General features: G+C 69.0%; 27 protein-coding genes. 18 read left to right on the forward strand and 9 right to left on the reverse strand.

Annotated elements, in window-relative coordinates:
* Window positions 1-82: 82 nt before the first annotated feature.
* From ACZ5IK_RS07600 to ACZ5IK_RS07615, 4 genes are all read left to right on the forward strand, one after another.
* Window positions 83-376, forward strand: coding sequence for a DUF2516 family protein (locus ACZ5IK_RS07600; RefSeq protein WP_465487028.1), 294 nt, complete (start codon window positions 83-85; stop codon window positions 374-376).
* 22 nt (window positions 377-398) lie between these two features.
* A complete protein-coding gene (locus ACZ5IK_RS07605; RefSeq protein WP_465487029.1) occupies window positions 399-953 on the forward strand; it encodes a YbaK/EbsC family protein in 555 nt (184 codons plus the stop codon).
* Window positions 950-2,371: an aromatic amino acid lyase gene (locus tag ACZ5IK_RS07610; protein WP_465487030.1), complete on the forward strand. Its 1,422-nt coding sequence runs from the start codon at window positions 950-952 to the stop codon at window positions 2,369-2,371. Before ACZ5IK_RS07605 ends, ACZ5IK_RS07610 begins: the two co-directional genes overlap by 4 nt.
* Window positions 2,372-2,702: 331 nt before the next feature.
* The gene (locus tag ACZ5IK_RS07615) at window positions 2,703-3,671 is read left to right on the forward strand and encodes a transporter (RefSeq protein ID WP_465487031.1); all 969 of its coding nucleotides are present in this window, start codon (window positions 2,703-2,705) and stop codon (window positions 3,669-3,671) included.
* Window positions 3,672-3,679: 8 nt separating this feature from the next.
* Here ACZ5IK_RS07615 and ACZ5IK_RS07620 read toward each other — a convergent pair whose 3' ends face one another.
* Together ACZ5IK_RS07620 and ACZ5IK_RS07625 are read right to left on the reverse strand one after the other, a co-directional pair.
* Window positions 3,680-4,396, reverse strand: a complete 717-nt coding sequence (locus tag ACZ5IK_RS07620; RefSeq protein ID WP_101613679.1) for an ABC transporter permease — start codon at window positions 4,394-4,396, stop codon at window positions 3,680-3,682.
* Window positions 4,393-5,076 (reverse strand): ABC transporter permease, encoded by a 684-nt coding sequence (locus ACZ5IK_RS07625; RefSeq protein ID WP_465487246.1) that lies wholly within the window; start codon window positions 5,074-5,076, stop codon window positions 4,393-4,395. Before ACZ5IK_RS07625 ends, ACZ5IK_RS07620 begins: the two co-directional genes overlap by 4 nt.
* 175 nt (window positions 5,077-5,251) lie before the next feature.
* Between ACZ5IK_RS07625 and ACZ5IK_RS07630 the strand changes: the two genes are divergently transcribed.
* The 3 genes from ACZ5IK_RS07630 to ACZ5IK_RS07640 all read left to right on the forward strand — a co-directional run bounded on the left by ACZ5IK_RS07630 (window position 5,252) and on the right by ACZ5IK_RS07640 (window position 7,845).
* Entirely contained in the window at window positions 5,252-6,148 is an 897-nt protein-coding gene (locus ACZ5IK_RS07630) for an ABC transporter substrate-binding protein (protein WP_465487247.1), read from the forward strand.
* 159 nt (window positions 6,149-6,307) lie between these two features.
* A complete protein-coding gene (locus ACZ5IK_RS07635) occupies window positions 6,308-6,742 on the forward strand; it encodes an SRPBCC family protein (protein ID WP_465487032.1) in 435 nt (144 codons plus the stop codon).
* Window positions 6,743-6,846: 104 nt separating this feature from the next.
* A complete protein-coding gene (locus tag ACZ5IK_RS07640; RefSeq protein WP_465487033.1) occupies window positions 6,847-7,845 on the forward strand; it encodes an NADP-dependent oxidoreductase in 999 nt (332 codons plus the stop codon).
* Between the two features lie 81 nt (window positions 7,846-7,926).
* Here the strand turns inward: ACZ5IK_RS07640 and ACZ5IK_RS07645 are convergent, their stop codons facing one another.
* The 5 genes from ACZ5IK_RS07645 to ACZ5IK_RS07665 all read right to left on the reverse strand — a co-directional run bounded on the left by ACZ5IK_RS07645 (window position 7,927) and on the right by ACZ5IK_RS07665 (window position 11,433).
* Window positions 7,927-8,556 carry a pyridoxamine 5'-phosphate oxidase family protein gene (locus ACZ5IK_RS07645; protein ID WP_101611991.1) on the reverse strand — a complete coding sequence of 210 codons (630 nt, stop codon included), beginning with the start codon at window positions 8,554-8,556 and terminating at the stop codon, window positions 7,927-7,929.
* 15 nt (window positions 8,557-8,571) lie between these two features.
* Window positions 8,572-9,456, reverse strand: a complete 885-nt coding sequence (gene purU / locus ACZ5IK_RS07650; protein WP_174720501.1) for a formyltetrahydrofolate deformylase — start codon at window positions 9,454-9,456, stop codon at window positions 8,572-8,574.
* Window positions 9,434-10,093, reverse strand: coding sequence for a DedA family protein (locus ACZ5IK_RS07655; RefSeq protein ID WP_465487034.1), 660 nt, complete (start codon window positions 10,091-10,093; stop codon window positions 9,434-9,436). Before ACZ5IK_RS07655 ends, purU begins: the two co-directional genes overlap by 23 nt.
* Before the next feature lie 63 nt (window positions 10,094-10,156).
* A complete protein-coding gene (locus tag ACZ5IK_RS07660; RefSeq protein ID WP_465487035.1) occupies window positions 10,157-10,954 on the reverse strand; it encodes a class I SAM-dependent methyltransferase in 798 nt (265 codons plus the stop codon).
* Window positions 10,936-11,433 carry a DUF2505 domain-containing protein gene (locus ACZ5IK_RS07665; RefSeq protein ID WP_465487036.1) on the reverse strand — a complete coding sequence of 166 codons (498 nt, stop codon included), beginning with the start codon at window positions 11,431-11,433 and terminating at the stop codon, window positions 10,936-10,938. Before ACZ5IK_RS07665 ends, ACZ5IK_RS07660 begins: the two co-directional genes overlap by 19 nt.
* Window positions 11,434-11,459: 26 nt before the next feature.
* Here ACZ5IK_RS07665 and ACZ5IK_RS07670 point away from each other — a divergent pair, with 26 nt between their 5' ends.
* The 7 genes from ACZ5IK_RS07670 (at window position 11,460) to ACZ5IK_RS07700 (ending at window position 18,800) form a co-directional block, all read left to right on the forward strand.
* On the forward strand, window positions 11,460-12,524 hold the full coding sequence (locus ACZ5IK_RS07670) for a UDP-N-acetylmuramate dehydrogenase (protein WP_465487037.1): 1,065 nt from the start codon (window positions 11,460-11,462) through the stop codon (window positions 12,522-12,524).
* A 212-nt stretch (window positions 12,525-12,736) separates the two neighbouring features.
* On the forward strand, window positions 12,737-13,915 hold the full coding sequence (locus ACZ5IK_RS07675) for a L,D-transpeptidase (RefSeq protein ID WP_465487038.1): 1,179 nt from the start codon (window positions 12,737-12,739) through the stop codon (window positions 13,913-13,915).
* Between the two features lie 56 nt (window positions 13,916-13,971).
* The gene (locus ACZ5IK_RS07680; RefSeq protein ID WP_465487039.1) at window positions 13,972-14,784 is read left to right on the forward strand and encodes an alpha/beta fold hydrolase; all 813 of its coding nucleotides are present in this window, start codon (window positions 13,972-13,974) and stop codon (window positions 14,782-14,784) included.
* A gap of 21 nt (window positions 14,785-14,805) precedes the next feature.
* Window positions 14,806-16,110 carry a D-inositol-3-phosphate glycosyltransferase gene (mshA, locus tag ACZ5IK_RS07685; protein WP_465487040.1) on the forward strand — a complete coding sequence of 435 codons (1,305 nt, stop codon included), beginning with the start codon at window positions 14,806-14,808 and terminating at the stop codon, window positions 16,108-16,110.
* Window positions 16,107-16,622: a type III secretion system chaperone family protein gene (locus tag ACZ5IK_RS07690; protein ID WP_465487041.1), complete on the forward strand. Its 516-nt coding sequence runs from the start codon at window positions 16,107-16,109 to the stop codon at window positions 16,620-16,622. Before mshA ends, ACZ5IK_RS07690 begins: the two co-directional genes overlap by 4 nt.
* A 67-nt stretch (window positions 16,623-16,689) precedes the next feature.
* Complete coding sequence (locus tag ACZ5IK_RS07695) at window positions 16,690-17,610, forward strand: DUF4349 domain-containing protein (protein WP_465487042.1); 921 nt, start codon at window positions 16,690-16,692, stop codon at window positions 17,608-17,610.
* Window positions 17,611-18,050: 440 nt separating this feature from the next.
* Window positions 18,051-18,800, forward strand: a complete 750-nt coding sequence (locus ACZ5IK_RS07700) for a phosphoglyceromutase (RefSeq protein ID WP_465487043.1) — start codon at window positions 18,051-18,053, stop codon at window positions 18,798-18,800.
* 72 nt (window positions 18,801-18,872) lie between these two features.
* Here the strand turns inward: ACZ5IK_RS07700 and ACZ5IK_RS07705 are convergent, their stop codons facing one another.
* A complete protein-coding gene (locus tag ACZ5IK_RS07705; protein ID WP_465487044.1) occupies window positions 18,873-19,790 on the reverse strand; it encodes a hypothetical protein in 918 nt (305 codons plus the stop codon).
* A complete protein-coding gene (locus tag ACZ5IK_RS07710; RefSeq protein WP_465487045.1) occupies window positions 19,787-20,434 on the reverse strand; it encodes a DNA-binding response regulator in 648 nt (215 codons plus the stop codon). The genes ACZ5IK_RS07705 and ACZ5IK_RS07710 overlap by 4 nt, the downstream gene beginning before the upstream one ends.
* Window positions 20,435-20,725: 291 nt before the next feature.
* Here ACZ5IK_RS07710 and ACZ5IK_RS07715 point away from each other — a divergent pair, with 291 nt between their 5' ends.
* From ACZ5IK_RS07715 to ACZ5IK_RS07730, 4 genes are all read left to right on the forward strand, one after another.
* Window positions 20,726-21,958, forward strand: coding sequence for a sensor histidine kinase (locus ACZ5IK_RS07715; protein ID WP_465487046.1), 1,233 nt, complete (start codon window positions 20,726-20,728; stop codon window positions 21,956-21,958).
* Window positions 21,955-22,644 carry a response regulator transcription factor gene (locus ACZ5IK_RS07720; protein ID WP_005167072.1) on the forward strand — a complete coding sequence of 230 codons (690 nt, stop codon included), beginning with the start codon at window positions 21,955-21,957 and terminating at the stop codon, window positions 22,642-22,644. Before ACZ5IK_RS07715 ends, ACZ5IK_RS07720 begins: the two co-directional genes overlap by 4 nt.
* A 151-nt stretch (window positions 22,645-22,795) precedes the next feature.
* Entirely contained in the window at window positions 22,796-23,785 is a 990-nt protein-coding gene (locus ACZ5IK_RS07725; protein WP_465487047.1) for a Ppx/GppA family phosphatase, read from the forward strand.
* A gap of 105 nt (window positions 23,786-23,890) precedes the next feature.
* Entirely contained in the window at window positions 23,891-25,468 is a 1,578-nt protein-coding gene (locus ACZ5IK_RS07730; RefSeq protein ID WP_465487048.1) for a hypothetical protein, read from the forward strand.
* The last annotated feature ends 271 nt before the right edge of the window (window positions 25,469-25,739 follow it).

A 25,739-nucleotide genomic window follows, 5' to 3' on the forward strand; every position in this document is an offset into this window, starting at 1 on the left:
TCCGCGTGAACCCAGGGCCCCTGGTACCGGCTTCGGTACCAGGGGCCCGGGTCATTCGCCCGGTTTGACGTAAGCTGACTTCGTGTTCGTTGCCGACTGGATCCTCATCGCCATCCATTGGGGCGGCGCACTGACCGGGCTGTTCGCCTTCGTGCACGCGCTGCTGCAGCGCGCGGACGCGTATTCGGCCGCCGACCGCAAGACCAAGCCCATCTGGATGCTCATCACCGGCGGGGCCACCGTGGTGCTGACCCTCTTCAAGTTCTACGGCGGCGGCATGATCCTGTGGCTGCCCGCGCTGGTCGCGGTCCTGGTCTACCTCGTGGACGTCCGCCCCAAGCTCATCGAGGTCCAGCGGGGCGGCCGCAACTGGTGACCGCGGTGGCTATCGTGGCGCTGTGACTACCTGGACCATCGCCGGAAGCCTCACCGTCGTCCCCGCCCTCTCCCGCCCGGACCTCGTCGCCGAGCCCGTCGCCAAGGCGCTCGCCGCCCTTCCCGATCCCGACGCCGTCGGGGTCGTGGAGATCGACGCGGACCTGGCCGACACCGCCGCCTTCTGCGAGGCGTACGGCTCACCGCTGTCGGCGTCCGCGAACTGTGTCGTGGTCGCGGGCAAACGCGCCGGTGAGGTCCGCTTCGCCGCCGCGATGATCCTCGCCACCACCCGCGCCGACGTGAACGGCGTGATCAAGCGCCGCCTCGACGTGCGCAAGGCGTCCTTCGCCCCGATGGACGAGGCCGTCTCGCTCACCGGCATGGAGTACGGCGGCATCACCCCCGTCGGTCTGCCCGAGGGTTGGCCGATCCTGATCGACCAGCGCGTCGCGGACGAACCCGAACTGGTCATCGGCAGCGGGATCCGCGGCGGCAAGCTGCTGATCTCGGGCGCGACCCTCGCGTCCCTGCCCGGTGCCGAGGTGATCGACGGGCTCGCGCGTCCCGTCGAGTGAGGCTGTCCACAAAGGACTTCAAGTTGGTTTCGGCGTTCGAAGCCGAGGTCCTCGAGGTCGATCCCGCGTTGTTGACGAGTCTCGGCGAGAACCGCGCCCGCGTGCTCGCCGCGCTGGACGATCGTCCTGTCTACGGCGTGAACACCGGCATGGGGCGGCTCGCGGGAGTCGCCTCACCCGCGTCGAGCGCGCACCAGCGGAACCTGCTGATCGGCCGGGCCGTCGGCGGCCCGCCCTGGCTTTCGGCGGAGGAAGTGCGCTGGCTCCTGCTGGTGCGCCTGCGTGATCTGTTCGCGCCGGAGGCGGGCGCGAGCCCGGAGCTGGTGACGTTCCTCGTCGACCGGCTGAACGAGGGGTTCACGCCCGCCGTGCCGAGGACGGGGCTGGGCAGCGCCGGCGAGATCATCCCGCTGGCACATGCCTTCCAGACCTTTCTCGGCGTCGGGACCGTGCTGGTGGACGGCGTCGAGACGCCCGCGTCGGAGGTGCTGGCGAAGCCGTACGAGCCGGGTCTCAAGGAGGGCGCGACCCTCATCCAGGGCTCGCCGCTGGCCGAGACGCTCGCCGCCTTCGCACTCGTCGAGGCTCGGCGGCTCGTGGACCTGCAGACGCTGGCCGCGGCGATCGCGATCGACGTCCTCGGTGCGCCGCAAGCGGTCTACCGTCCCGCGCTGGCGGGGGACGATCAGGTTCTCCGCTCGGTGCTTCTCGAAGTGAGCGGACTGATCCACGGGTCTGTCGAACGGCCGGAGGTCGTGCAGGCGCCGGTTTCCGTCCGGGTCGCGCCTCGTGCGATCGCCCATCTGACCCGGGTCGCCGCCGAGCTGGACGAGGCCTTGCGGCGCTCGATGCCGACCGATTCGCCGGCTTTCCTGGACGGCGAATTCGTGTCCACGACGGGTTTCCACGCCGTCGAACTCGGGCTGCGGATGGACGCGGTGACGGCGGCGCTGGTGCATCTCGGCGAAGTGAGCGTCCAGCGGACGCACCGGTTGCTGGACGAGCGGTTCAGCGGCCTGCCCGCGCAGCTGGCGCCCGCTCCGGGACCGCAGGCGGGACTGGTGCCGCTGCACAAACGCGCGGTGGGGGAGCTGCACGCGTTGCGGCGGCTGGCCACGCCCGCGACGTTGGGCTCCGTCGACACTTCCGCCGGACAAGAGGACGTGCAGGCGTTCGCTTGGGCGGCCGGGAATCAGCTTCGTGACGCCTGCGCGCGGATGTCCGCCATCACGGCTTGTGAGCTGATCACGGGTTCGCAGGCGCGGTGGCTGGCGTCCGGAAACGAGCCGCCTGGACTTCGGGCGACCTACGAGCGGCTGCGGGAGTTGGTGCCGCCGGTGGAGACGGACCGGGCGTTGGGGCCTGAAGTGACTGCTCTCGTCGCCGCGTTTTCCGCGGGGAAATTTGGGCCGTTCTGACGGCGATTTCGCCGTCGGGTCTCCTTTAGTCTGGGTGGTCCACATTATTTCGAGAATGGGGACACCCATGAATCGTCGAAGACCTGTTCGCGGCACGCTCATGATCTCCATGGTGGTCTTGCTCGTCGCATCGATGACGAGTTTTACGCAAACCGCCTCTCTCGCAACATCTTTGGAGATACTGCGGGAGTCGCCACCGTCGGAGAATCCCCTTCCGTCCACCGACCGGAACATACCCCAGCCGGTCACTTTCGACGAATGTACTCCCAGTCGCCCGAATCCGGCGGACGGGTACTTCAAGAATCGGTTTTCCACCTGTCAGAAGACGCAATTGCGTTATCGGCAATACGCCTGTCCCGAGCCCGGCTGCCAGCTGGTCGGTGAGGCGGTCGTCTACGTGGTCGTCACCCGGAACATGGTGCCTTCGCAGCGTCGTGTCGTCATCAGCCACCGGATGCAGTTCTCCTCCCTCCACGGCCTGCCCGACACCACGCGGTTCGGCGCCACCATGACGTGCGCCGCGAAGGACACCTCCGGGACCGCGGACTGCGACGTGCCCGAAGCCAAGGTCACGAAGAGCATCGTGGAGTGGAAGGCCAGGCCCGTCGAGGACACGGTGTTCACCATGCGCGGCGAGGGCCCTCCGATTTACCAGGACCCGCCGGAGATCCAGGCCGAGAAGCGTACTTGGTACAACCTGGGCCGGACGCTGTTCGTCGAGGGCGAGAACGGCCAGGTGGAGAACGCGCCGCAGCTTTCGACCGAAGCGCGGTGCGACGAGGCCGGCTACGTCCAAGGAAGCAAGTGCGTCTTCCCGAAGCCGGCCCTGTTCTTCGTGGATCTTCACGACCCGGCGATCAGGGACTACGGGCGACTGGTGGCGGACGCGATCCACAGTCCCATCGACAAGTTGTATCCCGGGCCCGCGGAAGGCAGTCACATTCCGGGGTGGCTCGGCGACATCTTGGCGTTGCGCAGCTACCCGCTCACGCGGACCCACCACCAAGCGGCTCAGGACGCGAGCAAGACGCGCTCCGAGTATTACTGCGCGCGGCGGTGGGGCCCGGACTGGCATACCGGTCCGGACGGGTTGGTCCTCAAGTGCGCGGTGTATCCGTTCAACAACACGAGGGACGGGGCGGGCCGCTATCCCGGGCACGTGACCGGGGCGAATCCGTCGTTCGCCGTCCTGCCGCTCCCCGAGCGCACCTTCTCGGCGATGGAGCAGACCGTGAACGACTTCATCGGCCGTCACCACATTCTCGACGGTGACCGCTACTGGATCTGGCTGCTCGAATAGTCAGGGGATCAGGCTTGGGCCTCCGCGCGGGACTGGATCGCCAGCCCGCGCGGAGTCACCACCCGGGTGATGAGCGCGAAAACGCCCTCGCACACCAAAGCCAGTACGACGACGGCGATGCCGCCTGCCAGGATCTCGCCGTGGCCCGGATCCCCGAGCGCGAAACCGTCCACAATGTACCGTCCGAGCCCGCCGCCGTCGTTGACGATCGCGCCGATCGCGACGGTCGCCACCAGTTGCAGGAACGCGACGCGGGCGCCCGCGAGGATGACCGGCGACGCGAGCGGCAACTCCAGGCGCAGCATGATCTGCCACTCGCGGTAGCCGGTTCCGCGCGCGGCGTCGACGGTTTCCTGCTCCAGCTGGATGACGCCCGCGTAGGTGTTGGTGAACAACGGCGGCAGCGCCAGGGCCACCAGCGCGAGCATCAGCGGCCAGAACGTCGTGTCGACTCCGAGCCGGGAAGCCAGGAACCAGAACAGGATCACCAGCCCGAAGCTGGGGATCGCGCGGCCGATGTTCACCGCGCTCGTCGCGAGGAACTGCGCGCGGCGGTAGTGCGCGAGCCACAACGCGGGCGGGATCGTCAGCACGGCCGAGATCACCAGTGCCAGCAACGAGAACTGAAGGTGCTCGACCGTCCGGTACGGCACGCCCGCGGAGTCGGTCCAGCTCCAGCGGTTCGGTTCGCCGAACCACTCGATGGTCTGGTCGATGATGCTCATCGCGCCGCCTTCCGAGACCACGGCGCGAGCGCGCGCCCGCCGACCCACAGCAGGAGATCCACCACCACGGCCAGCACCACGGAAAGCCCGACCCCGACGATGATCGACGTCGGGTTCGGGGTCGCGGTCTGGATCCCGGCGCGGATGAAGTACCCGAGCCCGCCCTTGCCGAGCATGGAAGTCACCGTCACGAGCCCGATCGTGGTCACCGCCGCGACGCGCAGGCCCGCGATCACCACCGGCAGCGCGAGCGGTAGCTCGACCTGCCACAGCAACCGAGAACGCGTGAAACCCATGCCCAGCGCGGCTTCGCGGACTTCCTTGGGTACCTGTTCGACGCCGGTGACGATATTGCGGATGAGGATCAGCAACGTGTACGTCGCCAACGGGATGACCGCGGTCGTGAAGGAGGTCAGGCCGGTGAAGGGCACCAGGACGGCGAAGGCGCCGAGACTCGGGATGACGTAGAGCGAACCGGCCGCGCTCAGCGCGACGACGTAGAACCACCGGCGACGCAGCGAAACCACGGAAACACCGATGGACACCACGAGTCCGATGGCGAGCGCCGCCGCTGTCAGCGTGACGTGCTCGCCGAGCCGATCGAGGATCTCGTCGAAATGACGGTCCACCCACCGCCACTCGAACAGCGGCCGCCCGCCCTGGGCGGGTACCGGGAACACGGAGGAGGCTCGCACCGGCCGACCCTACCCCGATCGGGCGTACAGATTCCGCTCTCTGAGAGCACACGGGGCGCAACTCTCAAAATGTGGATTCTGTCGTGACCCGGAGATACTGTCCAATCCTCTGTTCGAGTCATAGGAGTGTGTGCACGTGCGCTGGACACGGAATGTTCGAGTGGGCGCGGTGCTCGCCGCCGCCGTCCTCGGTATGACCGCCTGCGGGGGTGGCGAAGACGCGGCGGCCCCGGCCGCGCAGAGCAAGGGCGGGGCGCCGATCGTCGTCGCCTCCTTCAACTTCACCGACAGCCTGGTCCTCGCCGAGCTGTACGCGAACGCGCTGGAGGCCAAGGGTTACCCGATCACCCGCAAGCTGAACCTCGGTTCGCGCGAGCTGATCTACCCGGCGCTCAAGTCCGGCGAACTGCAGTTCATCCCGGAGTACCAGGGCGCCGCCATCACCACCGGCTTCGGCAAGGACGCCGCGAAGGACGCGGCGGGCGAGCACGAACAGCTCAAGAAGCTGTTCGAGCCCGACGGCGTCGGCCTGCTGGACTACTCGCCGGCGGAGGACAAGAACACCTACATCGTGAAGGCCGATCTCGCCAAGGAGAAGGGTCTCGCGAAGATCAGCGACCTGTCCAAGGTCGACAACGTCATCGTCGCGGGTGGCCCGGAGTGCGAGAAGCGGCTTCCCTGCTTCAAGGGCTTCACGGACGTCTACAAGCTGAAGGCCACCTTCCAGACCGTGCAGGAGGCAGGCCCGCGCGTCGAGCAGCTGCGGTCCGGCAAGGTCACCGTGATCCCGGTCGACTCGGTGAGCCCGCTCGTCGGCGACCCGCAGTTCGTGGCGCTGGAGGACGACCTCGCCATCGTGCCGACCGAGAACGTCGTGCCCGCGGTGAACAAGAAGGTCCTCGACGAGCGTGGCGCCGACTTCGCGGCCGCCGTCAACGCCGTCAGCAAGGCCCTCGACACCGTGCAGCTGCGTGAGCTGAACAAGCGCGTCGACTCGGACGGCGAGAAGCCGGGCGACGTCGCGAAGGACTGGCTGAAGGAGAAGTCCCTCATCTAGCCCCCGCGCGCGTGCCATGAAAGGCCCGTTACTTGCAAAATTCGCAAGTAACGGGCCTTTCATGGCGTTCGGGGGAGGACCGAGGGGGCGCTCGTTCCCCCTGCGGGCAGCGGTGGAATCGTGGACGCTGTCGTTGCAACACGGGTGAAAGGGAGTGGGATGGGAAAGGTCACGGCCATCGCGGAGCGCACCATCGAGGCGCCGGCGGACAAGGTCAGGACGCTCGTCGCGGACTACACGGAAACCCGGCCGAAGCTGCTGACGGAGCACTACCGCGACTACGAGGTCACCGAGGGCGGCGTCGGCGCGGGTACGAAGGCGAGCTGGAAGCTGCAGGCGACGTCGAAGCGCGTGCGTGACGTCGCCGCGACGGTGACCGAGCCGTCCGAAGGCACCATCGTCGAGACCGACGCGAACTCGAGCATGGTCACCACCTGGACCGTCCGCGAGGTGCCGGAGGGCAGCCTCGTCCGGATCGAGACGACCTGGGACGGCGCGGGCGGCATCGGAGGCTTCTTCGAGAAGACCTTCGCGCCCGGTGGCCTCAAGCGGATCTACGAAGGCGTTCTCGGCAAACTCGCCGAGGTCGTGTAGTACTCGCCACAATCGGAATGGTCGCCCCGGTTAGCTCGTTGTACCCGTCGTGAATACGGGGCGATCGCCCCGCTTGTGGTTCGCAACAGACTTGGAGTTACCTCGTGAACGCAACCGAGATCCGGCTCGCCTCCCGTCCGCACGGTGTCCCGACGCTCGAGAACTTCGAAATCGCGGACGTCGAGATCCCGACGCCGGGTGAGGGCCAGATCCTGGTCCGCAACCAGGTCCTGAGCGTGGACCCGTACATGCGCGGCCGGATGAGCGACGCGAAGTCCTACGCCGAGCCGTACGAGGTCGGCAAGGTCATGCACGGCGGCGCCGTCGGCGAGGTGCTCGAGTCCACCGTGGACGATTTCGAGCCCGGCGACATCGTGCTGCACGGCCTCGGCTGGCGTTCCCACGCCGTCGTCGCCGCGAAGCACGCGGTGAAGGTGGACCCCGAAGCCGCGCCGATCACGGCGTACCTCGGCGTCCTCGGCATGACCGGGCTCACCGCGTACGCAGGACTGCTCGACGTCGCGGAGTTCAAGGAGGGCGACACCGTCTTCGTGTCCGGCGCGGCCGGTGCGGTCGGTTCCGTCGTCGGCCAGCTGGCGAAGCTGAAGGGCGCGAAGCGCGTCATCGGCAGCGCCGGCACGGACGACAAGGTCAAGTGGCTGACCGACGAGCTGGGCTTCGACGCGGCGTTCAACTACAAGGACGCCCCGGTCATCGAGCAGCTGCCCGCGGCGGCGCCCGAGGGTATCGACGTGTACTTCGACAACGTCGGCGGCGAACACCTCGAAGCGGCCATCGACTCGATCAACCTGCACGGCCGGATGGCGATCTGCGGGATGATCTCGGTCTACAACAACACCGAACCCGCCGCGGCGCCGCGCAACCTCGCGTCGATCATCGCGAAGCGGTTCACCATGCGCGGCATGCTGGTGGGCGACCACTTCGCGCTGCAGCCGCAGTTCGTCGAGGAGGTCGCTCCGCTGGTTGCCTCCGGCGAGCTCAAGTACTCCGAGACCATTGTGGACGGTATCCGCAACGCGCCGCAGGCCTTCCTGGACCTGCTGGGCGGCGCGAACACCGGCAAGATGCTGGTCCGCGTCTGAGTCCGCCCCGCAAACGCTATGAAAGGCCCGTTACTTGCAAAATTTGCAAGTAACGGGCCTTTCATAGCACGCGCGAGGGCCTCAGTACTGCGTCGTGAGGGCACCTTCGGTCAAAGCGGCGTCGAGCTGCTCCGCCGAGATGTCCAGCTTCATCTGGTCGCGGAACATCCGGCCGGCGCTCGGGATGCCGGAACGGTCCGGCCAGGTCTCCGGCTTCCACAGCGAGGACCGCAGGAACGCCTTGGCGCAGTGCAGGTACAGCTCCTGGACCTCGACCATGATCGCCAGCTGCGGCCGCTTGCCCTTGACCACGAGGTCGTCGAAGAACGGCGCGTCCGCGACCAGTTTCGCGCGGCCGTTGATCCGCAGCGTCTCGTTCATGCCCGGCACCAGGAACAACAGTCCCGCATGCGGGTTCTCGAGGATGTTGGTCTGGCTGTCCAGCAGCTTGTTGCCGGGCCTGTCGGCCAGTACCAGCGTCTTGTCGTCGAGCACCAGCACCGAACCGGCCGGGTCGCCGCGCGGGGAGACGTCACAGGTCCCGTCGGACGAGGCCGTCGCCAGCAGGTGGAACGGCGAGTGCTCGATCACCGTGCGCGCGTGTTCGTCGACGAAGGAGAGGATCTTCCCTTTGGTCGTCTCTTTCGGATGCCCCAGGTGCTCGCGCAGGGCTTCCCGCGTCTCGATCACCTTGATCTCTGAAGTCCCCATGACCTTAGTGAACCATCAGAAGACGACAGTCCGGTTCCCGTGCACCAGAACGCGGCCTTCGAGGTGCCACCGCAGCCCGCGCGCCAGGGTCACCTTTTCTATGTCGCGGCCCTTGCGGACCATGTCCTCGACCGAGTCGCCGTGGTCGACGCGGATGACGTCCTGGTCGACGATCGGGCCCGCGTCGAGGTCGGCGGTGACGTAGTGACAGGTTGCGCCGATGAGCTTCACCCCGCGCGCGTGGGCCTGGTGGTACGGCCGCGCGCCGACGAACGACGGCAGGAAGCTGTGGTGGATGTTGAGCGCCCGTCCGGCCCAGGCCTCGCACAGTTCCGGGGGCAGGACCTGCATGAACCGGGCGAGGACGACGGCGTGCGGGTCGTGCTCGTCGACCAGTTTCCGTACCTCGGCGAACGCGGGGGCCTTGGCGGTGGCGTCACCGGCGGGGAACGGGACGTGGTGGAACGGGATGCCGTGGGCGCGGGTGATGTCGCCGAGCGACTCGTGGTTGCCGATGACCGCGGCGACGTCGACGTCCAGTTCCCCCGACGCGACGCGGCCGAGGAGGTCGTAGAGACAGTGCCCGGCCTTGGAGACGAGGATCACGGCGCGACGGCGCTCACCCGTGTCGCTGACCTGCCAGCTCGACTCGGCGGAAAGCGACTCGGCGACTTCGGCGAAGCGCGTGCGGAGTTCGGTGGCGTCGAACGGGAGCGAGTCGGCGCGGACGACCTGGCGGGTGAAGAACCAGCCGGTGTCCGGGTCCGTGTGGTACGCCGCTTCGACGATCCAGCCGCCGTGCTCGGCGAGGAAACCCGAGATCCGGGCGATGATGCCGGTGCGGTCAGGACAGCCGAAGGAGATCACATAGCGGCGTTCAGGGTTCGACACACACGCCATTGTCGCCGGTCTCGGCCGCGGCACGGCGCCGGGTCAGGATGCGGACGCGGACCCGCCGCCCGATCTCGATCGCCGCGACCAGCACCAACCCGAGCGCGAAGGACAGTAGAAGGCCCTTCTCCGGCTCGTCCGTGAAGGCCGCTCCGCCGACGAGACCGATCAGGACGCTGTACACCGCCCAGACGCTCGCGCCGAGGGCGTCGAGCGAGACGAACTTGCCCGGCGGGTAGCCGAGACTCCCGTTCGCGAGTCCGCTCGCGACACGGCCGCCGGGAAGGTAGCGGGCGGCGAGGATGAGCAGGACGGCGTTGCGCCGCACCTGGATCTTCGCCCATTCGTAGCGCCGGACCCCGTCCGGACCGCGCTGCAGACGGGCCAGCGCTCGCGGGCCCGCCGCGGCGCCGATGGTGTAGCCGAGGCAGTCGCCCGCCCACGCCCCGAGCGCGGCGACCAGCGCGAGGAGCGCCAGCTGCGGCAGGTCCGGGCCGATCAGGACGGCGACGGTGATGACCGTCGTCTCACTCGGCATGAACGGCAGGAGCGCGTCCAACCCGGACACGAGGAACACGATCACCCACAGCCAGGGTGATCCCAGCGAGCCCCGCAGCAGCTCGGTGACGTACTCCAGCAGTTCCACGGTTCCATGGTGATCACCGCAGGTCGCATCGGGGTGACGGAGTGGGGTTGTACCGATGAATTCCTAGTCGGGAGCGACCGACGACCACGGGACGGTGAGCTCGCCGAGCCGCCACCTCGACGGCCGGTTCAGCACCGGCCAGCCCCGCGCGGTGAGCAGGTGGACGGTATGCGCCCAGCGGGCCCGGACGCCGAAGTTCTGGTGCGGTGCCGCCGTCGCCCAGCAGGTGTCCAGAATGGACAGTAGTTCGTGGACGCGTTCGCCGGGAACGTTGCGGTGGATGAGGGCCTTGGGCAGCCGTTCGGCCACTGTGGACGGACGTTCCAGGCTGGCGAGGTGGACCGAAAGGGTCAGCGTGCGAGGCCCGTCGTGCCCGACGGCCACCCAGGTGCTCAGCCGTCCGATCTCGTCGCAGGTGCCTTCGATCAGGAGCCCGTCCGGCGCCATCGCGTCCAGCATCAGCGACCAGGCCCCGGTGACCTCGGCCTCGTCGTACTGCCGCAGCACGTTGAACGCGCGCACCAGCACCGGCCGGGTCCCGGCGAGTTCGAAGCCGCCGCGCCGGAAGTCCAGCCACGGCTTGTCGACGGCGGACTGCGCGACGGCGACCCGTTCGGCGTCCAGTTCCAGGCCGAGCACGCGGACGTCACGCCGGACCGAACGCAGCCGGCGTGCCATCTCGACCGTGGTCACCGGTGAGGCGCCGTAGCCGAGGTCGACCACGAGCGGCTCGTCCGCGCGGCGCAGCAGCCGCGTCACGGCCGGGTCGCGCGCGAGCCACCGGTCCACTCGCCGGAGCCGGTTGGGGTTGGTCGTCCCGCGTGTCGGTGCCCCGACCGGCTTCAGCGCTCGGCCAGCCACTTCGCGACGAATTCCGCCTCGCGTTCCAGCAGTTTGGTGACCTGTTCGGCGATCACGTTCTCCAGTTTCCCGCCGACGAACGGGATCCGCACCTTGACCTCGCCGCTGTTGACCAGGGTCGTCTGCTCGCCTTCGCCGGTCAGCGACGTCTTCGCGGTGATCTCGCCGGGCACGCCCTGCACGGACGCCGTCGCGGTGCCGGCGTAGCCGTCTCCGGAGGCCTTCCAGGTCTGCTCGCGCTCGACGACGAGGTCGCCCCGGTGCAGCGTCCGCACGGCGGACGGGAGCTTGTCCGAGCTGATGCCCTGACGCAGCTTGTAGCGCACGCCGTCCTCGGCCGGGACGTACTCCAGCAGCTCCGCGTTGTCGCCGCCGATCTGCTCCAGCCTGGCCCGCAGCGCCTCTTCGCTCGCCACCGCTTCCCACGCGCTCGCGAGGTCGGCGGAGAAGGCTGTGCGGTGCTCGATACGGGAGGCCATGGCGCCAGACAGTACCGTTCACGGGCGTGAGCACTGCCGAAACTCCCACCCAGCACGCCGTCCTCGCCGACCACACCACGCTGCGGCTCGGCGGCCCGGCGCGGCGCTACGCCGAGGCGACGACCGCCCAGGCCCTGGTCGACGCGGTCCGCGAGGCCGACGAAGCGGGCGAGCCGGTCCTGCTGCTCGGCGGCGGCTCGAACCTCGTCGTCGCCGACGACGGCTTCGAGGGCACGTTGCTGAAGGTCGGCAACACCGGCTGGACGCGTGACGGGGATCTCGTCGAGGTCGCGGCGGGCCAGAACTGGGACGGTTTCGTCGAGGGTCTGGTCGCGGAGGGTGTCGGCGGGCTCGAATGCCTCTCCGGCATCCCCGGTTCGGTCGGCGCGACCCCGATCCAGAACGTCGGCGCGTACGGCTGCGAGGTGGCCGAGTCACTGGTCTCTGTCGACCTCTACGACCGGGCCACTCGCGAGCTCCGCACGCTGACCGCGGAGGAACTCGGCTTCGGCTACCGCACGTCGATCCTGAAGGGGACCGACGCGGGCGTCGTGCTCACAGTGCGCTTCAAGGTCACCGAAGACGGCCTCTCGGCCCCGATCCGCTACGCCGAACTCGCCCGCACGCTCGGCGTCGAGATCGGTGACCGGGTCTCGGCGGACAAAGCGCGCGAAGCGGTCCTCGGACTGCGTCGCGGCAAGGGCATGGTCCTGGACGCGGACGACCACGACACGTGGAGCGCGGGCTCGTTCTTCACCAACCCGATCATCGGGGAAGCGCAGGTCGCGAAGGTGCTGGCGGGGATCGTGGAGGTCGTCGGCGAGGACGTGCGCGTGCCGCGGTACCCGGCGCCCGGCGGCACGAAGCTGTCCGCGGCCTGGCTGATCGAGCGCGCCGGGTTCGCGAAGGGGCACGAGGGGCCGGGCGGCCGGGTGTCGCTGTCGACGAAGCACACGCTGGCGCTCACCAACCGGGGTAAGGCGTCGACAGCGGATCTCCTCGCCCTGGCCCGCGAAGTGCGCGACGGCGTCGAGGCTCGCTTCGGCGTTTCGCTGCACCCAGAGCCCCTGCTCATCAACTGCTCGCTCTAGCCCTCTCCCGCGTTTCGTCCTCTAGTTGCGGTCGTTTGTGCCACGAACTACCGCAACTAGAGGACGAATTGCGGGTGGTGAACAACCCCACGCCGGTCCCGTGCGTCTATCCCCTTGAGGGGCGAGGGTGAGTTCCATCGCCGCGGGTAACGTCGGAGAGGTCCTCAGCGCTGAGCGGGTAGAAGCTCGCGGGGGCCAATGGGAGGTACACGGTGATCGAACGGCGCACGGTGTTCAAGGCCGCGCTCGCCGCGGGTGCGGCCATGGTGGCCGCTGCCTGCTCCAGCGAATCAGGCGGCAACGCCAAGCCGGAAGGCAGTGGTGGCCAAGGGGAGAACTCCGCGCCGCCGGTGGCCAAGATCACCGCCGAGCCCGCCGCCGACGCCAAGGACGCGTCCGTGGTCACGCCGGTCGTGGTGAAGGTCGCCGACGGCAAGCTCACCGAGGTCAAGGTCACCGGGGATTCCGGCAAAGACGTCAAGGGTGAGCTTTCGCCCGACGGTCTCACCTGGACGGCCTCCGAGGTCCTCGGCTACGGCAAGACCTACACCTACGCCGCGAAGGCCACCGGCAGCGACAACAAGCCCGCCGAGTTCAAGGGCACCTTCACCACGGTCAAGCCCGCCAAGGAGGTTCGCGCCACGCTGAACCCGGCCGACGACGCCGAGGTCGGCGTCGCGATGCCGATCAGCGTGAAGTTCGCGTCCCCGGTCAAGGACAAGGCCACCGTCGAGAAGGCGCTCAAGGTGACGACCGACAAGGACGTCGAGGGCTCCTGGGGCTGGCTGTCGGAGACGCAGGTCGACTGGCGGCCGAAGGAGTACTGGCCCGCGAACATCACGGTCAACGTCGAGGCGAAGCTGTACGGCGTCGCGCTCGGCGGCGGCGCGTACGGCAAGGCCGACGTCACCACCAAGTTCAAGATCGGCCGCAACCAGGTGGTCAAGGTCAACACCCCGGACCACTCGATGAAGGTCTACCGCGGCGGGTCGGAGTCGGCGAGCTACCCCTGCTCGAACGGGCTCGACGGCGACGTCCAGCGGAACACCCCCAACGGCACGTTCATCGTGATGACGAAGGAGCCGACGGCCCGCTTCGACAACGCGCGCTACGGCTACACCAACGTCAACAAGAAGTGGGCCTGCCGGATCTCGAACAACGGCGAGTACATCCACGAGAACCAGGACAACGCGTCGAACATCGGCAAGGCCAACACCTCGCACGGCTGCGTGAACCTGCTCGAGGCGGACGCGAAGAAGTTCTTCGACTCGGCGATGATCGGGGACCCGGTCGAGATCACCGGTTCGAAACTGGCCAGCCCGATGAAATCGGACGTCAAGAACTGGTTCTACGACTGGAAGTCCTGGAAGGCCCTCTCGGCTGTCAAGTAGTGCGTCGGACTTCCGGCGGGTAGGGATCACCCCGCGACAGCCCATAAAGTGCGGGCATGAAGACCGAGGTAGTCGGCTACGGCGGGACCCGCATCGGCTTGTGGGTCGAAGGCGCCGAGAACACCCGTCCGATCGTGTTCGTGCACGGCTGGGCCCAGTCCGCCAAGGCCTGGGCACCCCAGATGGCCGATCCCGCGCTGTCCGGGCGGTTTCGCCTGGTCGCGATGGATCTACGCGGCCACGGGGACTCCGAGGTCCCCTCCGCGGGCTACGACGATCCGCGGGTCTGGGCCGAGGACCTCGCCTCCGTGCTCGACTTCGCCGGTGACGACGCGATCGTCGTCGGCTGGTCCTACGGCGGGCTGGTCATCACCGACTACCTCCGGGTACACGGCTCCGCGCGGCTCAAGGGCGTCGTCTTTGTGGGCGCTATCACAGAAATCGGCAAGAACCGGCCGGGCGGCAAGGTCGGGCCGGCGATGCGCGAGGCCATTCCGGCGGTGCTGTCGGACGACCCCGCGGTCGCGATTCCCGCGTTGGTGCAGTTCAGCGCGCGGATGACCGCCTCGCCGGTGTCCGGGACGCTCACCCAATCCCTGCTCGGCGCCTGCCTTTCGACGCCGCCTTCGGTGCGTTCCGCGCTGTTCCGGCGTGACGCCGGGAGCGAGGATGTTCTTCGCGATCTGGACAAACCGGCACTGATCGTCCATGGTCTCGCGGACGCTGTGATCGATCCGACGTGCGCGGAATACGCGGCCGGGAAGATTCAGGGTGCCGTCATGCGTTGGTTACCTGAGGTGGGGCATCTGCCGTTCGCCGAAGCAGCGGATGAGTTCGGTGATCTGCTGCGCGGGTTCGCCGATCAGTAGGACTTCGGGAGTGTTGACCAGGTGACGATCCCTCTGCACGGGTTCGATGCCGCGCCCAGGCGCGTCGCGGTGCTGTCGTTGCACACCTCTCCGCTGGAACAGCCGGGTACCGGCGACGCCGGCGGGATGAACGTCTACGTGAGCCAGACGGCCACCGAGATGGCCCGCAGGGGCGTCGAGGTCGAGGTGTTCACCCGGGCGACGTCCTCGGACCAGCCTCCGGTCGCCGAACTGGCGCCCGGTGTGCTGGTGCGGCACATCCCGGCCGGGCCGTTCGAGCCGCTGGGACGCCACGAGCTGCCGGCGCAGCTGTGCGCGTTCACCGCCGGGGTGCTGCGGGCCGAGGCGTTCCACGAGCCGGGCTACTACGACCTCATCCATTCGCACTACTGGCTCTCCGGCCAGGCGGGCTGGCTCGCCCGCGACCGCTGGGGCGTGCCGCTGGTGCACACCGCGCACACCTTGGCGAAGGTCAAGAACGCGGCGCTGGCCGAGGGGGACACCCCCGAACCGCGCACCCGCGTGATCGGCGAAGAGCAGGTCGTCACCGAGGCGGACTGCCTGGTCGCGAACACCCGCGTCGAGGCTCGCGAGCTGATCGAGCTGTACGACGCCGACCCGCATGCCGTGCACGCCATCCCGCCGGGCGTCGACCTCGACCGCTTCACGCCGGGTTCGCGGCAGGCCGCGCGCCGGGCGCTGGGCCTGCCGCAGGACGCGATCGTGCTGGCGTTCGCGGGGCGGATCCAGCCGTTGAAGGCGCCGGACGTCCTCCTGCTGGCCGCGGCCGAAATGCTGCGCGAGCGGCCGGAGCTGGCGTCGCGGCTGGTCGTGCTGATCGTCGGCGGCCCGTCCGGGACCGGGCTGGAGCAGCCGCAGGCCCTGCGCGAGCTGGCCGCCTCCCTCGGCATCGAGGAGCAGACCCGGTTCATGCCGCCGCAACCGGGCCGATCGCTGGTCAACGTCTACCGTGCGGCCGACATCGTGGCCGTGCCGAGTTACAACGAGTCGTTCGGGCTGGTCGCGCTCGAAGCGCAGGCCTGCGGGACGCCGGTGATCGCGGCCGAGGTCGGCGGTCTGCCGGTCGCGGTCCCGCACGGGGTTTCCGGGCTGCTGGTGCCTTCGCACGATCCGAAGGAGTGGGCGGCCGCGCTCGCCAACGTCGCGCTGCGGCCTGGGTGGCGTGCGGAACTCTCGGCCAACGCCGTCGTCCACGCGCAGCGCTTTTCCTGGCGCCGTACGACGGACCGTCTGCTGGACACGTACGCTCAGGCGACCGGCGCGTTCCGGCGTGCCCTCGAACAGCGCGCGGAGGTGGCGGTTTGACGCTCGACGAGACCCTGAAGTCCTCTTTGGACAGTGCGGGCCTGGAGTACGACAGGCGCGGCGAGGGAAAGTACTTCGTCACGTTGCCCGGTACCAAGAAACTGCAGACGAACTGCTGGCTGGTCGCCGGGGACCACGCGTTCGCCGTCGAGGCCTTCGTCTGCCGCCGTCCCGATGAGTCCCATGAGGACGTTTACCGCTTCCTGCTGCGCCGCAACGCGAAACTGTACGGAGTGCACTACACCGTCGACGCGATCGGCGACATCTACCTGGTCGGCAAGTTCGGCCTGGACACGGTGACCGAGTCCGAATTGGACAAGATCCTCGGGCAGGTGCTGGAGGCCGCCGACGGCGACTTCAACACGCTGCTGGAACTCGGGTTCGCCGAGTCGATCAGGCGCGAATGGGACTGGCGCGTCTCGCGCGGCGAATCGCTCGCGAACCTGGAGGCGTTCAAGCACCTCGTCGAGCCCGCGAACGGGCACGAACCCGGAGCCTTGACCGACTCGTGACCCGAACGGTGCAACGGGTCTGAATCCGGCTCCGTCTCTCTCCGCAGCACTGGAGGGAGAAGGATTGATGTTCAAGCGATTGAGATGGGTGGCCGCCGCCGGCATCGTGCTGGCACTGGCCGGCTGCTCGGCGACCGATTCCGGCGGCGAATCCGCCGCGATGCCGATGTCGGCCGACGGCAAGCAGGCCGCGCCGAACCAGGGCGCGCCGAGTCAGGAAGGCCCCGGCGGCACGGGCAAGGCGGGTGCGAACAAGACGCCGGCGCCCGCCGGTCAGCCGGGGATCACCGACCGCAAGCTGGTGCGCACGGCGAGCCTGGAGCTCACCACGCCGAACGTGGCCGACCTGATCTCGCAGGTACGCGTCATCACCCAGGGTGCCGCCGGCTACACCGGCCAGGAGAGCACCCAGGAGAAGCGGGCGACGATCAACGTCGTCGTCCCCTCCGAGCGCCTCGACGGCGTGCTGGACCAGCTGGGGAAGCTGGGCAAGCAGACTCGGCGAGAGGTCACCGCGACGGACGTGACCGAGCAGCTGGTCGACGTCGACTCGAGGCTGGCGACTCAGAAGGCGAGCGTCGAACGCATCCGTGCGCTGCTCGCCAGGGCGACCTCGGTCTCGGAGATCACGTCGGTCGAGAGTGAGCTCACAAGCCGCGAAGCCGAGCTCGAGTCGCTTCAGAAGCGCCGCGAGAGTTTGGCCGGAAGTGTTGCCATGTCGACAATTTCGGTGCAGATCAAGGCGGAAACGGTCGCGGCGGCGGAGGAATCCCGCGGTGGGTTCTTCGGCGGGCTGACCGACGGCTGGGACGCTTTCCTGACCTTCGGTGGCGGACTGCTGACCGTGATCGGCGCGATGGCGCCGTTCCTGCTGGTCTTCGGTATCCCCGCGGCGGCCCTGGTGTGGTGGCTGCGCAAGCGGCGCCGTCCGGCGGCCGCCGTGATGGCCGCGGGCCCCGATCTGCCGTCGGCTCCGCCGTTGGAGTGAGCCGGAAAAACTAGGCGGGACGGCTCGAGGGAGGGGGGAGTCGCGATCTCGAGCCGCCCCGCTGAAGTTCCCGCCAAGGTGGACCCGGTGACGAGGGGGATGCCAACGGGGCCGGCGGGCGCCGCGACTCGGCAGGGGGGAGACGAGTCGCGGTCGTCACCCGCGTCGAGCCGGGGAGTGCGTGGAATCCGGCCGCGCGGGACGTAGTCAACCTGTCAGATCTCCACCTGTAATCACAAGACTACTGGTTACTCTGTTCGAGTGAACTTCGAAAACCGGGATAACGGAGTGCAGCTTGTTTTCCGGAGATTCGGACTTGTTGGCAACCCGTCTTCTGGACGGGTGAAAGTGTTACTCGCGGGTAACGCACTCTCCGTAGAACGTGGTTCAATCCCGGCCCTCTGACCGGCGCTTCTTCCGGCTCTGGCAGGCTGAACCCCATGGCTGAGCTTGGGACTCTGGTGCTGCTGCGTCACGGGCAGAGCACGTGGAACGCCGAAAACCTGTTCACCGGCTGGGTGGACGTGCCGCTGTCGGAGCAGGGCGAGCAGGAGGCGCGTAAAGGCGGGCAGCTGCTCGCCGAGTCCGGTCTGCTGCCGGACGTCGTCCACACGTCGCTGATGCGCCGGGCGATCTCGACCGCCAACCTGGCGCTCGACGCCGCCGACCGGCACTGGATCCCGGTGAAGCGCGACTGGCGCCTCAACGAGCGGCACTACGGCGCGCTGCAGGGCAAGAACAAGAAGCAGACGCTCGACGAGTTCGGCGAGGAGCAGTTCATGCTCTGGCGCCGCTCGTACGACACCCCGCCGCCCCCGATCGACCCGGCCGACGAGTTCAGCCAGGCGGGCGACGCGCGCTACGCCGACCTCGGCGACTCCGCCCCGCTGACCGAATGCCTCAAGGACGTCGTCGCGCGGCTGCTGCCGTACTGGGAGACCGAGATCGTGCCGGACCTCCGCGCGGGCAAGACCGTGCTGGTCGCCGCGCACGGCAACTCGCTGCGCGCGCTGGTGAAGCACCTCGACGGCATCTCCGACGACGCCATCGCCGGGCTCAACATCCCGACCGGCATCCCGCTGCGCTACGACCTGACGGACGACCTCAAGCCGGTCACCGCCGGCGGGACCTACCTGGACCCGGAGGCCGCCAAGGAAGCCGCGGCCGCCGTGGCGAACCAGGGCCGCTAGTTCCTCCTCGCGTTTCGTCCTCTAGTCGCGGTAGTTCGCTCTCGAACCACCGCAACTAGAGGACGAATTGCGTTAGGGGAGGGCCTGGACCGTCTCGATACCGGCGGCCTTCCAGCCCTCGGGCAGGCGCTGCAGGCGCAGGACGACCGGCAGGTACTTCTTGGTCGCCTGGCCCGACGCGTCCGTGACGCTCGTCGTCGCGTAGAGCAGCACGCTCGCCTTGTCGTCCACGATCTCCATGACCGCCGCGGCCGCGTTCGGATCCATCGCCGACTTCGTGCCCGCGGTCCGGAGCCGGGCGACCTGCGCCGCCTTGTCCTTTTGGAACCCCGTCAGCAGCTGTCCGGTCGAGACGGACTCGTAGCGGGCGTAGCTGCCCTCGGGATCGGCCGGGTCCAAGCTCAGCAGGGCCTCCGCGGCCCTCAGAGCGCCGTCGCGGGCGGAATCCCGCACCCTCGCGATCGCCCGGTCACCCGCGCCCGGTTTCTCCGGCGCGACCGGCGACCCCGCCGGGTTCACCTTGATCTCGCCGATGCGCCAGCGTTCACCCTCGCGCACCGTCGCGAGCAGCACCGACGCGATGCCCTTGCTCGTGGCCCCGGCCCTGGTGCTGCTCTGGTCGAGCACGGCCAGCACCCGCGCCTTGTCCGGCGTCTGCTCGACGGCGGCCGAGACGATCACCCGCGTGACCAGTTTGATCGGTTCCGCCGAGTTCCGGACCTCGGCGAACAGCTTCGCCAGCTCGTCGCGCGCGCTCGGCGTCAGGTTCTCGCCTGCCGCCTTGTCGTAGGCGGGCAGGGCGGCGCTGTCGTAGGAGAACACCGTTTCGGTGGCCGTCTTCACCGCCGTCAGCACCGACGCCGTCCGCGCCGGATCGACGAGGGCGAGGTTCGAGGGCGGGGTTTCCGGTTCGGGCCGGGCGGTGCCGGGGATCGCGGTGGTGCAGCCCGCGAGCGCGAGCAGTACGGCGAACCCGGCCCAGCGCTTCACAGCAGGCCTAGCTCCCGCGCCCGCGCGTCGACCTGGAGCCGCGACGTCACGCCGAGCGCGACCAGCAGTTCCGAGACGCGCCGCTGATAGGTGCGCACGCCCATGCCGAGGCTCTTCGCCGCCTTTTCGTCCTTGCAGCCGGTGGTCAGGAACTCGAGGATCTGAGGTGCCTCCATCCGGATGTCGGCGAACCGCGCGTCGAACGTCTCCAGGGTCGCGGCCGCCTGCCAGGCGTTTTCGAACAGCGACAGGATGCCCTGAACCAGCTCCGGGCGCGAGATGACGCTGTACGAGCGCACCGCCTTGCCCTCGTCACCGGCCATGATCGCGACCCGCTGGTCGAGCAGGATGGTCTCGTTGATCTCCTCGGTGCCGATCCGGATCTGCGCGCCGAGGCCGGAGAGGTGGTGCAGATGCTGGGCGGTCTGCTCGTTCAGCAGGACGCCGGGGCGGTACAGCTTCCGGATGCGCTTGTCGTGCACCAGCCGTTCGCCCTGCCGCGTGAGCGACGGCCGGGAAAGTGCCCAGGTGTAGAGGTCATCGGCCGCGCACGCGATGTCGGTCGCCGCGACGAACAGATGAGCCGTCCGGTCGAACAGCTCTTCTTCTCCGCGAATGAGGGAGATGTCACTGACGAGTTCCACGGCGACAGTCTTCCAACATTCCCCGGCCGCCGTGCGGGAACGTCGCTATTTGCCCACGCGCCGGAACAACGCTGCCCGGATAGTCAAGACGAAAGTAGGGATCCGGGCGCATCGCGCCGTCGATGTCCCCACTTCGGGTGACCCGCCTCACCCAGGAGATCTCGGCCAGGGGTCGACCACGTGAACGGCGTCTGACCTGCAGGCGAACAGGGTGTCCCCAGGTGTCATAGGCATCACGAGTACGCGGCCGGGACTAGGCCAAAAGGCTACCCGCACGCTTACGATTCCCTTGTGACCACGCCTGTTGCACTCGCCCTGGCCGTCGGCGGACTGATCGTCGGTGTGGTCGTCGGCTTCCTGATCGCGAGGGGCCGCGCCCGCCGCGAGGAGCGTCGCCCGACCGGACCCACCGTGGCCGAACTGCTGGAACGCCTCGTGCGTTCCAGCAACAACGGCGTCGTCGTCCTCAACAAGTTCGGTGACATGGTCCTGCACAACCCGCGGGCCTACGAGCTGGGCCTGGTGAAGGTCAACCAGGCCGATCCGCGGGCCCGCAAGGCCGCCGAGCAGGTGGTCGAGACCGACGACCCGATGGAGATCGACCTGTCCCCGCTGGAGGCGAGGGGCCGCCAGCCCGAAGCCGTCCTCGGCGAGGTCCGCCCGCTGGGCGACGGGTTCACCGTGGTCGAGGCCGTCGATCACTCCGAGGCGATCCGCCTCGAAGCGGTCCGGCGGGACTTCGTCGCGAACGTCAGCCACGAACTGAAGACGCCGGTGGGCGCGATCGCGCTGCTCACCGAGGCCGTCCTCGACGCCGCAGAGGACGTCGAGGAGGTCCGCCGGTTCGGCGGCAAGATCCTCCGCGAGTCGACCAGGCTCGGCCAGCTCGTCACCGAGCTGATCGCGCTTTCGCGGCTGCAGGGCGCCGAACGGCTGCCCGACCTGAACGTCGTCGAGGTCGACGCCGTCGTCCGCGAGGCGCTCGGCCGGACCACGCTGTCGGCGGAATCCGCCGAGATCACCATCACCACCGACGCGGCCAGCGGGCTGCTGATCGAAGGTGACCGCACGCTGATGGTCACCGCGCTGTCGAACCTGCTGGAGAACGCCGTCGCGTACTCGCCGGCGGGCAGCCCGGTGTCGATCAGCAGGCGGCTTGTCGACGGGAAGGTCGAGATCGCGGTGACCGACCGCGGCATCGGGATCGCCGAAGACGAGCAGCAGCGCGTTTTCGAGCGGTTCTTCCGGTCGGACAAGGCGCGTTCGCGGTCGACCGGCGGCACCGGGCTGGGGCTGGCGATCGTCAAGCACGTGGCCGCCAACCACGGTGGTTCGGTCGGCCTCTGGAGCCGTCCGGGCACCGGGTCGACGTTCACCCTGCGGATCCCCGCGCACATCGGTGCCGAACCGGCCGCGACCGCGAAACAGGCTCCGCCGGCATCCCGGCCGGAGAAGACCCCCGAGCGGACACCCCGTCTCGTGGCAACAGGGCAAGAAAGCCCCGACCATGGAGGAAACCTGTGACGAGGGTTCTCATCGTCGAGGACGAAGAGTCGTTCGCCGACCCGCTCGCGTTCTTGCTCCGCAAAGAGGGCTTCACCGCCGCCGTCGCCGTGACGGGGCAGCAGGCACTCGAGGAGTTCGACCGCAACGGTGCTGACATCGTGCTCCTCGACCTCATGCTCCCCGGTATGAGCGGCACCGACGTCTGCAAGCAGCTCAGGCAGCGTTCCGCGGTGCCCGTGATCATGGTGACCGCGCGCGACAGCGAGATCGACAAGGTCGTCGGACTGGAACTCGGCGCCGACGACTACGTCACCAAGCCGTACTCGGCCCGCGAGCTCATCGCGCGGGTCCGGGCGGTGCTGCGGCGTGGCGGTGAGCCGGGGTCGGAAGGCGACCTCGCGCCCCTCGTGCTGACCGCCGGGCCGGTGCGCATGGACGTCGAGCGGCATGTGGTGACCGTCGACGGCCAGGAGGTCTCCTTGCCGCTGAAGGAGTTCGACCTGCTCGAGTACCTGCTGCGCAACGTGGGCCGCGTGCTCACCCGCGGGCAGCTGATCGACCGGGTGTGGGGCGCGGACTACGTCGGCGACACGAAGACGCTCGACGTCCACGTGAAGCGCCTGCGGTCGAAGATCGAACCGGACCCGGGATCGCCCCGGCACCTGGTCACGGTGCGTGGTCTGGGCTACAAGTTCGAGACGTGAGCTGAAGGGGACTTTCCCCGCATAAGACGCGGTGAAGGGAGCTTTCCCCTCATCGCATGCGGGGAAAGTCCCCTTCAGCCACCGGCTGTTGCGATACAGATCACGGTTACGGTTTCGTGACCTGACGTGCGGGCGGGTACCGTAGACGCTCGTGCGCCTAGGGGTACTCGACGTCGGTTCCAACACCGTCCACCTGCTCGTGGTCGACGCCCACCGTGGCGCCCACCCGACCCCGATGCATTCCGAAAAGGCCGTCCTGCGGCTCGCCGAGCAGATCACCCGCAACGGTGACCTGAGCCGCGCGGGCGCGGACAGCCTCGTGCGGGCGGTCGAATCCGCGAAGGCGGCGGCCCTCCGGCTCGGTTGTGAAGACGTCATGGCGTTCGCGACCTCCGCGGTCCGCGAAGCCAAGAACGCCCCGAAGGTACTGGCGAAGGTCCAAGAAGAGACCGGCGTCGAGTTGAAGGTGCTTTCCGGGGTCGACGAGTCCCGGCTCACCTTCCTCGCCGTCCGCCGCTGGTTCGGCTGGTCGGCGGGCAAGCTGCTGGTGCTCGACATCGGCGGCGGCTCGCTGGAGGTCGCGATGGGCCGCGACGAGGAACCCGAGCTCGCCGAATCCCTCCCGCTCGGCGCGGGCCGGACCACCCGGACGCGGTTCCAGCACGACCCGCCGACCCGCTCCGAGCTCATCGCGACTTCGGCGTGGCTCGAAGAACAACTCGCCCCGCTCGCGAAGAAGGTCGCCAAATTGGGTGAACCCGATCGTGTCGTGGCGACGTCGAAGACGTTCCGGTCACTCGCCCGGCTGACCGGAGCGGCGCCGTCGACCAGCGGACCGCATGTGCGCCGTACCCTGACCGACACCGCGTTGCGCCAGCTCATCGCGTTCATCTCCCGGATGACCGCCCATGACCTGGCACAACTCGAAGGGGTCAGCGCGAGCAGGTCGCATCAGCTGGTGGCGGGAGCGCTCGTCGCACAAGCCACCATGCGGGCGCTTTCCCTGGAAGAACTGGAGATCTGTCCGTGGGCGCTGCGAGAAGGTGTCATCCTGCGACGGCTGGACCATTCGAACGGTGCGGACGAGACTGGGGGCGGCAGCGCCCGACTGGACTTCGTCGAAGGAGAACGGGCACGGTGAAGAGGTGACGGAAATGCGGATGACGGTGGATAGCGCGCGCGACGCCGCCGATGCCCCGTCGCGTGCCGGTTCGCAACGGCTGGAGCGCGCATTGGACAGCACGGTATGACGGACGAAACAGAGAGCGGCCCGCCGCAGAAGACCGTGGCGGAGCTGCTCGCGCAGCACGGAGCCCAGCCCGAAGGCGGGCGCCGCAGGCGACGCCGCGCGGCCGACGACGAGGACGAGGCTCCCGAGCCGCCGCGCGGCCGACGCGAGCCCTCGGTGAGCGACACGGCGCCGCAGGCGATCATCGACAGGGTGTCCGGCGACACCCCGCCGCCGCCTTCGCGCCCGCCGCGCCGTTCGCGACCCCAAGACTCCGGAGCGCGTCCGGTTCCGCCTCCGCCGCAGCAGGACGCCGCGCCGCTGCCGGTGCCGCCGGACGTCGCGTCCACCCCGACCCGGCAGACGCCGCCGGTGCGCCCGCCGCAGGAGCAGAGCGGCTATCAGCAGCGTCCGCCGCAGCCGCCTCAGCCGCCTCAGCAGTCGGGGCAGTTCGTCCGGCCGACCCCGCCGCAGGAGCAGAGCGGTTACCAGCAGCGTCCGCCGCAGCCGCCTCAGCAGTCGGGCCAGTTCGTCCGGCCGACCCCGCCGCAGGAACAGTCCGGCTATCAGCAGCGCCCGCCGGATTCCGAGGGCCTGCCCCCGCGTGGCCGTCCGAGGCCCGCGGGCCCGGAGGAGACCCGTGGCGCCGTGCCGCCGGTCCGCCGCCGTCCCGAGCCCCCCGCCGGACCGCCGTCCGCAGGACTTTCGGCGAGACTCGACGGCGGGGCCGACGCTCCGCCCGAAGACGTCCAGGACCCGCCCGGCCCGATGGCCAGTGGCGCGTTCGCGACCCCGCCCGCCCAGCCGGCGCGGCGCCGTCGTCCACCCGCTCGTCCCGCCCAGCCCAAGGCCGAGCCGAGCACCGAGCAGTTCGCCGCGGTCGGCGACGACACCGCGCCCGAAGCCGAGGCGCCCGTAGAGCCCGCGGCTCCGCCCGCCGGTCTCGCGGGTTGGCGCAAACGCAGGCAGAAGGTGCAGTCCGAGGACACCGAGATCGGCGGGATCCCGGCCGTGCCGCCCCCGGTCGCACCTGTCGAACCGGACGCCGATCCCGAACCGGACCCGTTCGACGCGGGCCCGCCGACCCAGGCTTCGTCCCACCAGCCCCACCCCGCGCCGATGCCGTTCGTGCCGCCGCATTCGCTCGACGATCGCGAGCGGCAGGACGACCTCGACGAGTACGAGCGCGAGTTCGCCGACCCGGCGTACCCCGACGGCGGCCCGGACTTCGGCCGCGAGGAGTACGGCTATCGCGCCGACGACTACGAAGACGACTACGACGAGCGGGACGCGGACGTCGTCGAAGAGGTCGAGGAGCCCGCCGAGAACGCTTCACCGGGGAAGCAGTGGCTGGCGCTCGCCGGTCAGCTCGCCCTCGGCGTGGTCGGCGGCGCCGGGGTCTGGCTGGGCTTCAACTGGCTGTGGGTGAACATCCCCGCCGCCGCGCTGGTCGCCGCGCTGCTGGTGATCGTCGCGCTGGTGTGGATCGTCCGCAAGATCCGCCGGGCGGAAGATCTGCAGACCACGGTGCTCGCGGTGCTGGTCGGACTGGTGGTGACGGTCTCACCGGCCGCACTCCTGCTGGTCGCGCGTTAGCCGCAACGCGACCAGCTCCAACACGACCACAGGCAAAGGTGCCCGGTTCGAAGGTGACCACACGGTCTCCGAAGCGCGCCAGCGCGACGGAGACTTCACCGTCGCGCCCCTCTTTCGCCGGAGGCTCGCGATCTCGATGACAGGGCGCCTTAGGCTCTCGGCGTGAGTTCACCCGGAGACTCGCGCCCTGGCAGCGAGATCGCGAAGGGCGCGACAGATATTCCAGTAGGCGTCTCCACCGCGTCCGTCTGGCCGTTGAAGGCGGGCGTGG

It is taken from the genome of Amycolatopsis sp. NPDC031561 (assembly GCF_055580625.1).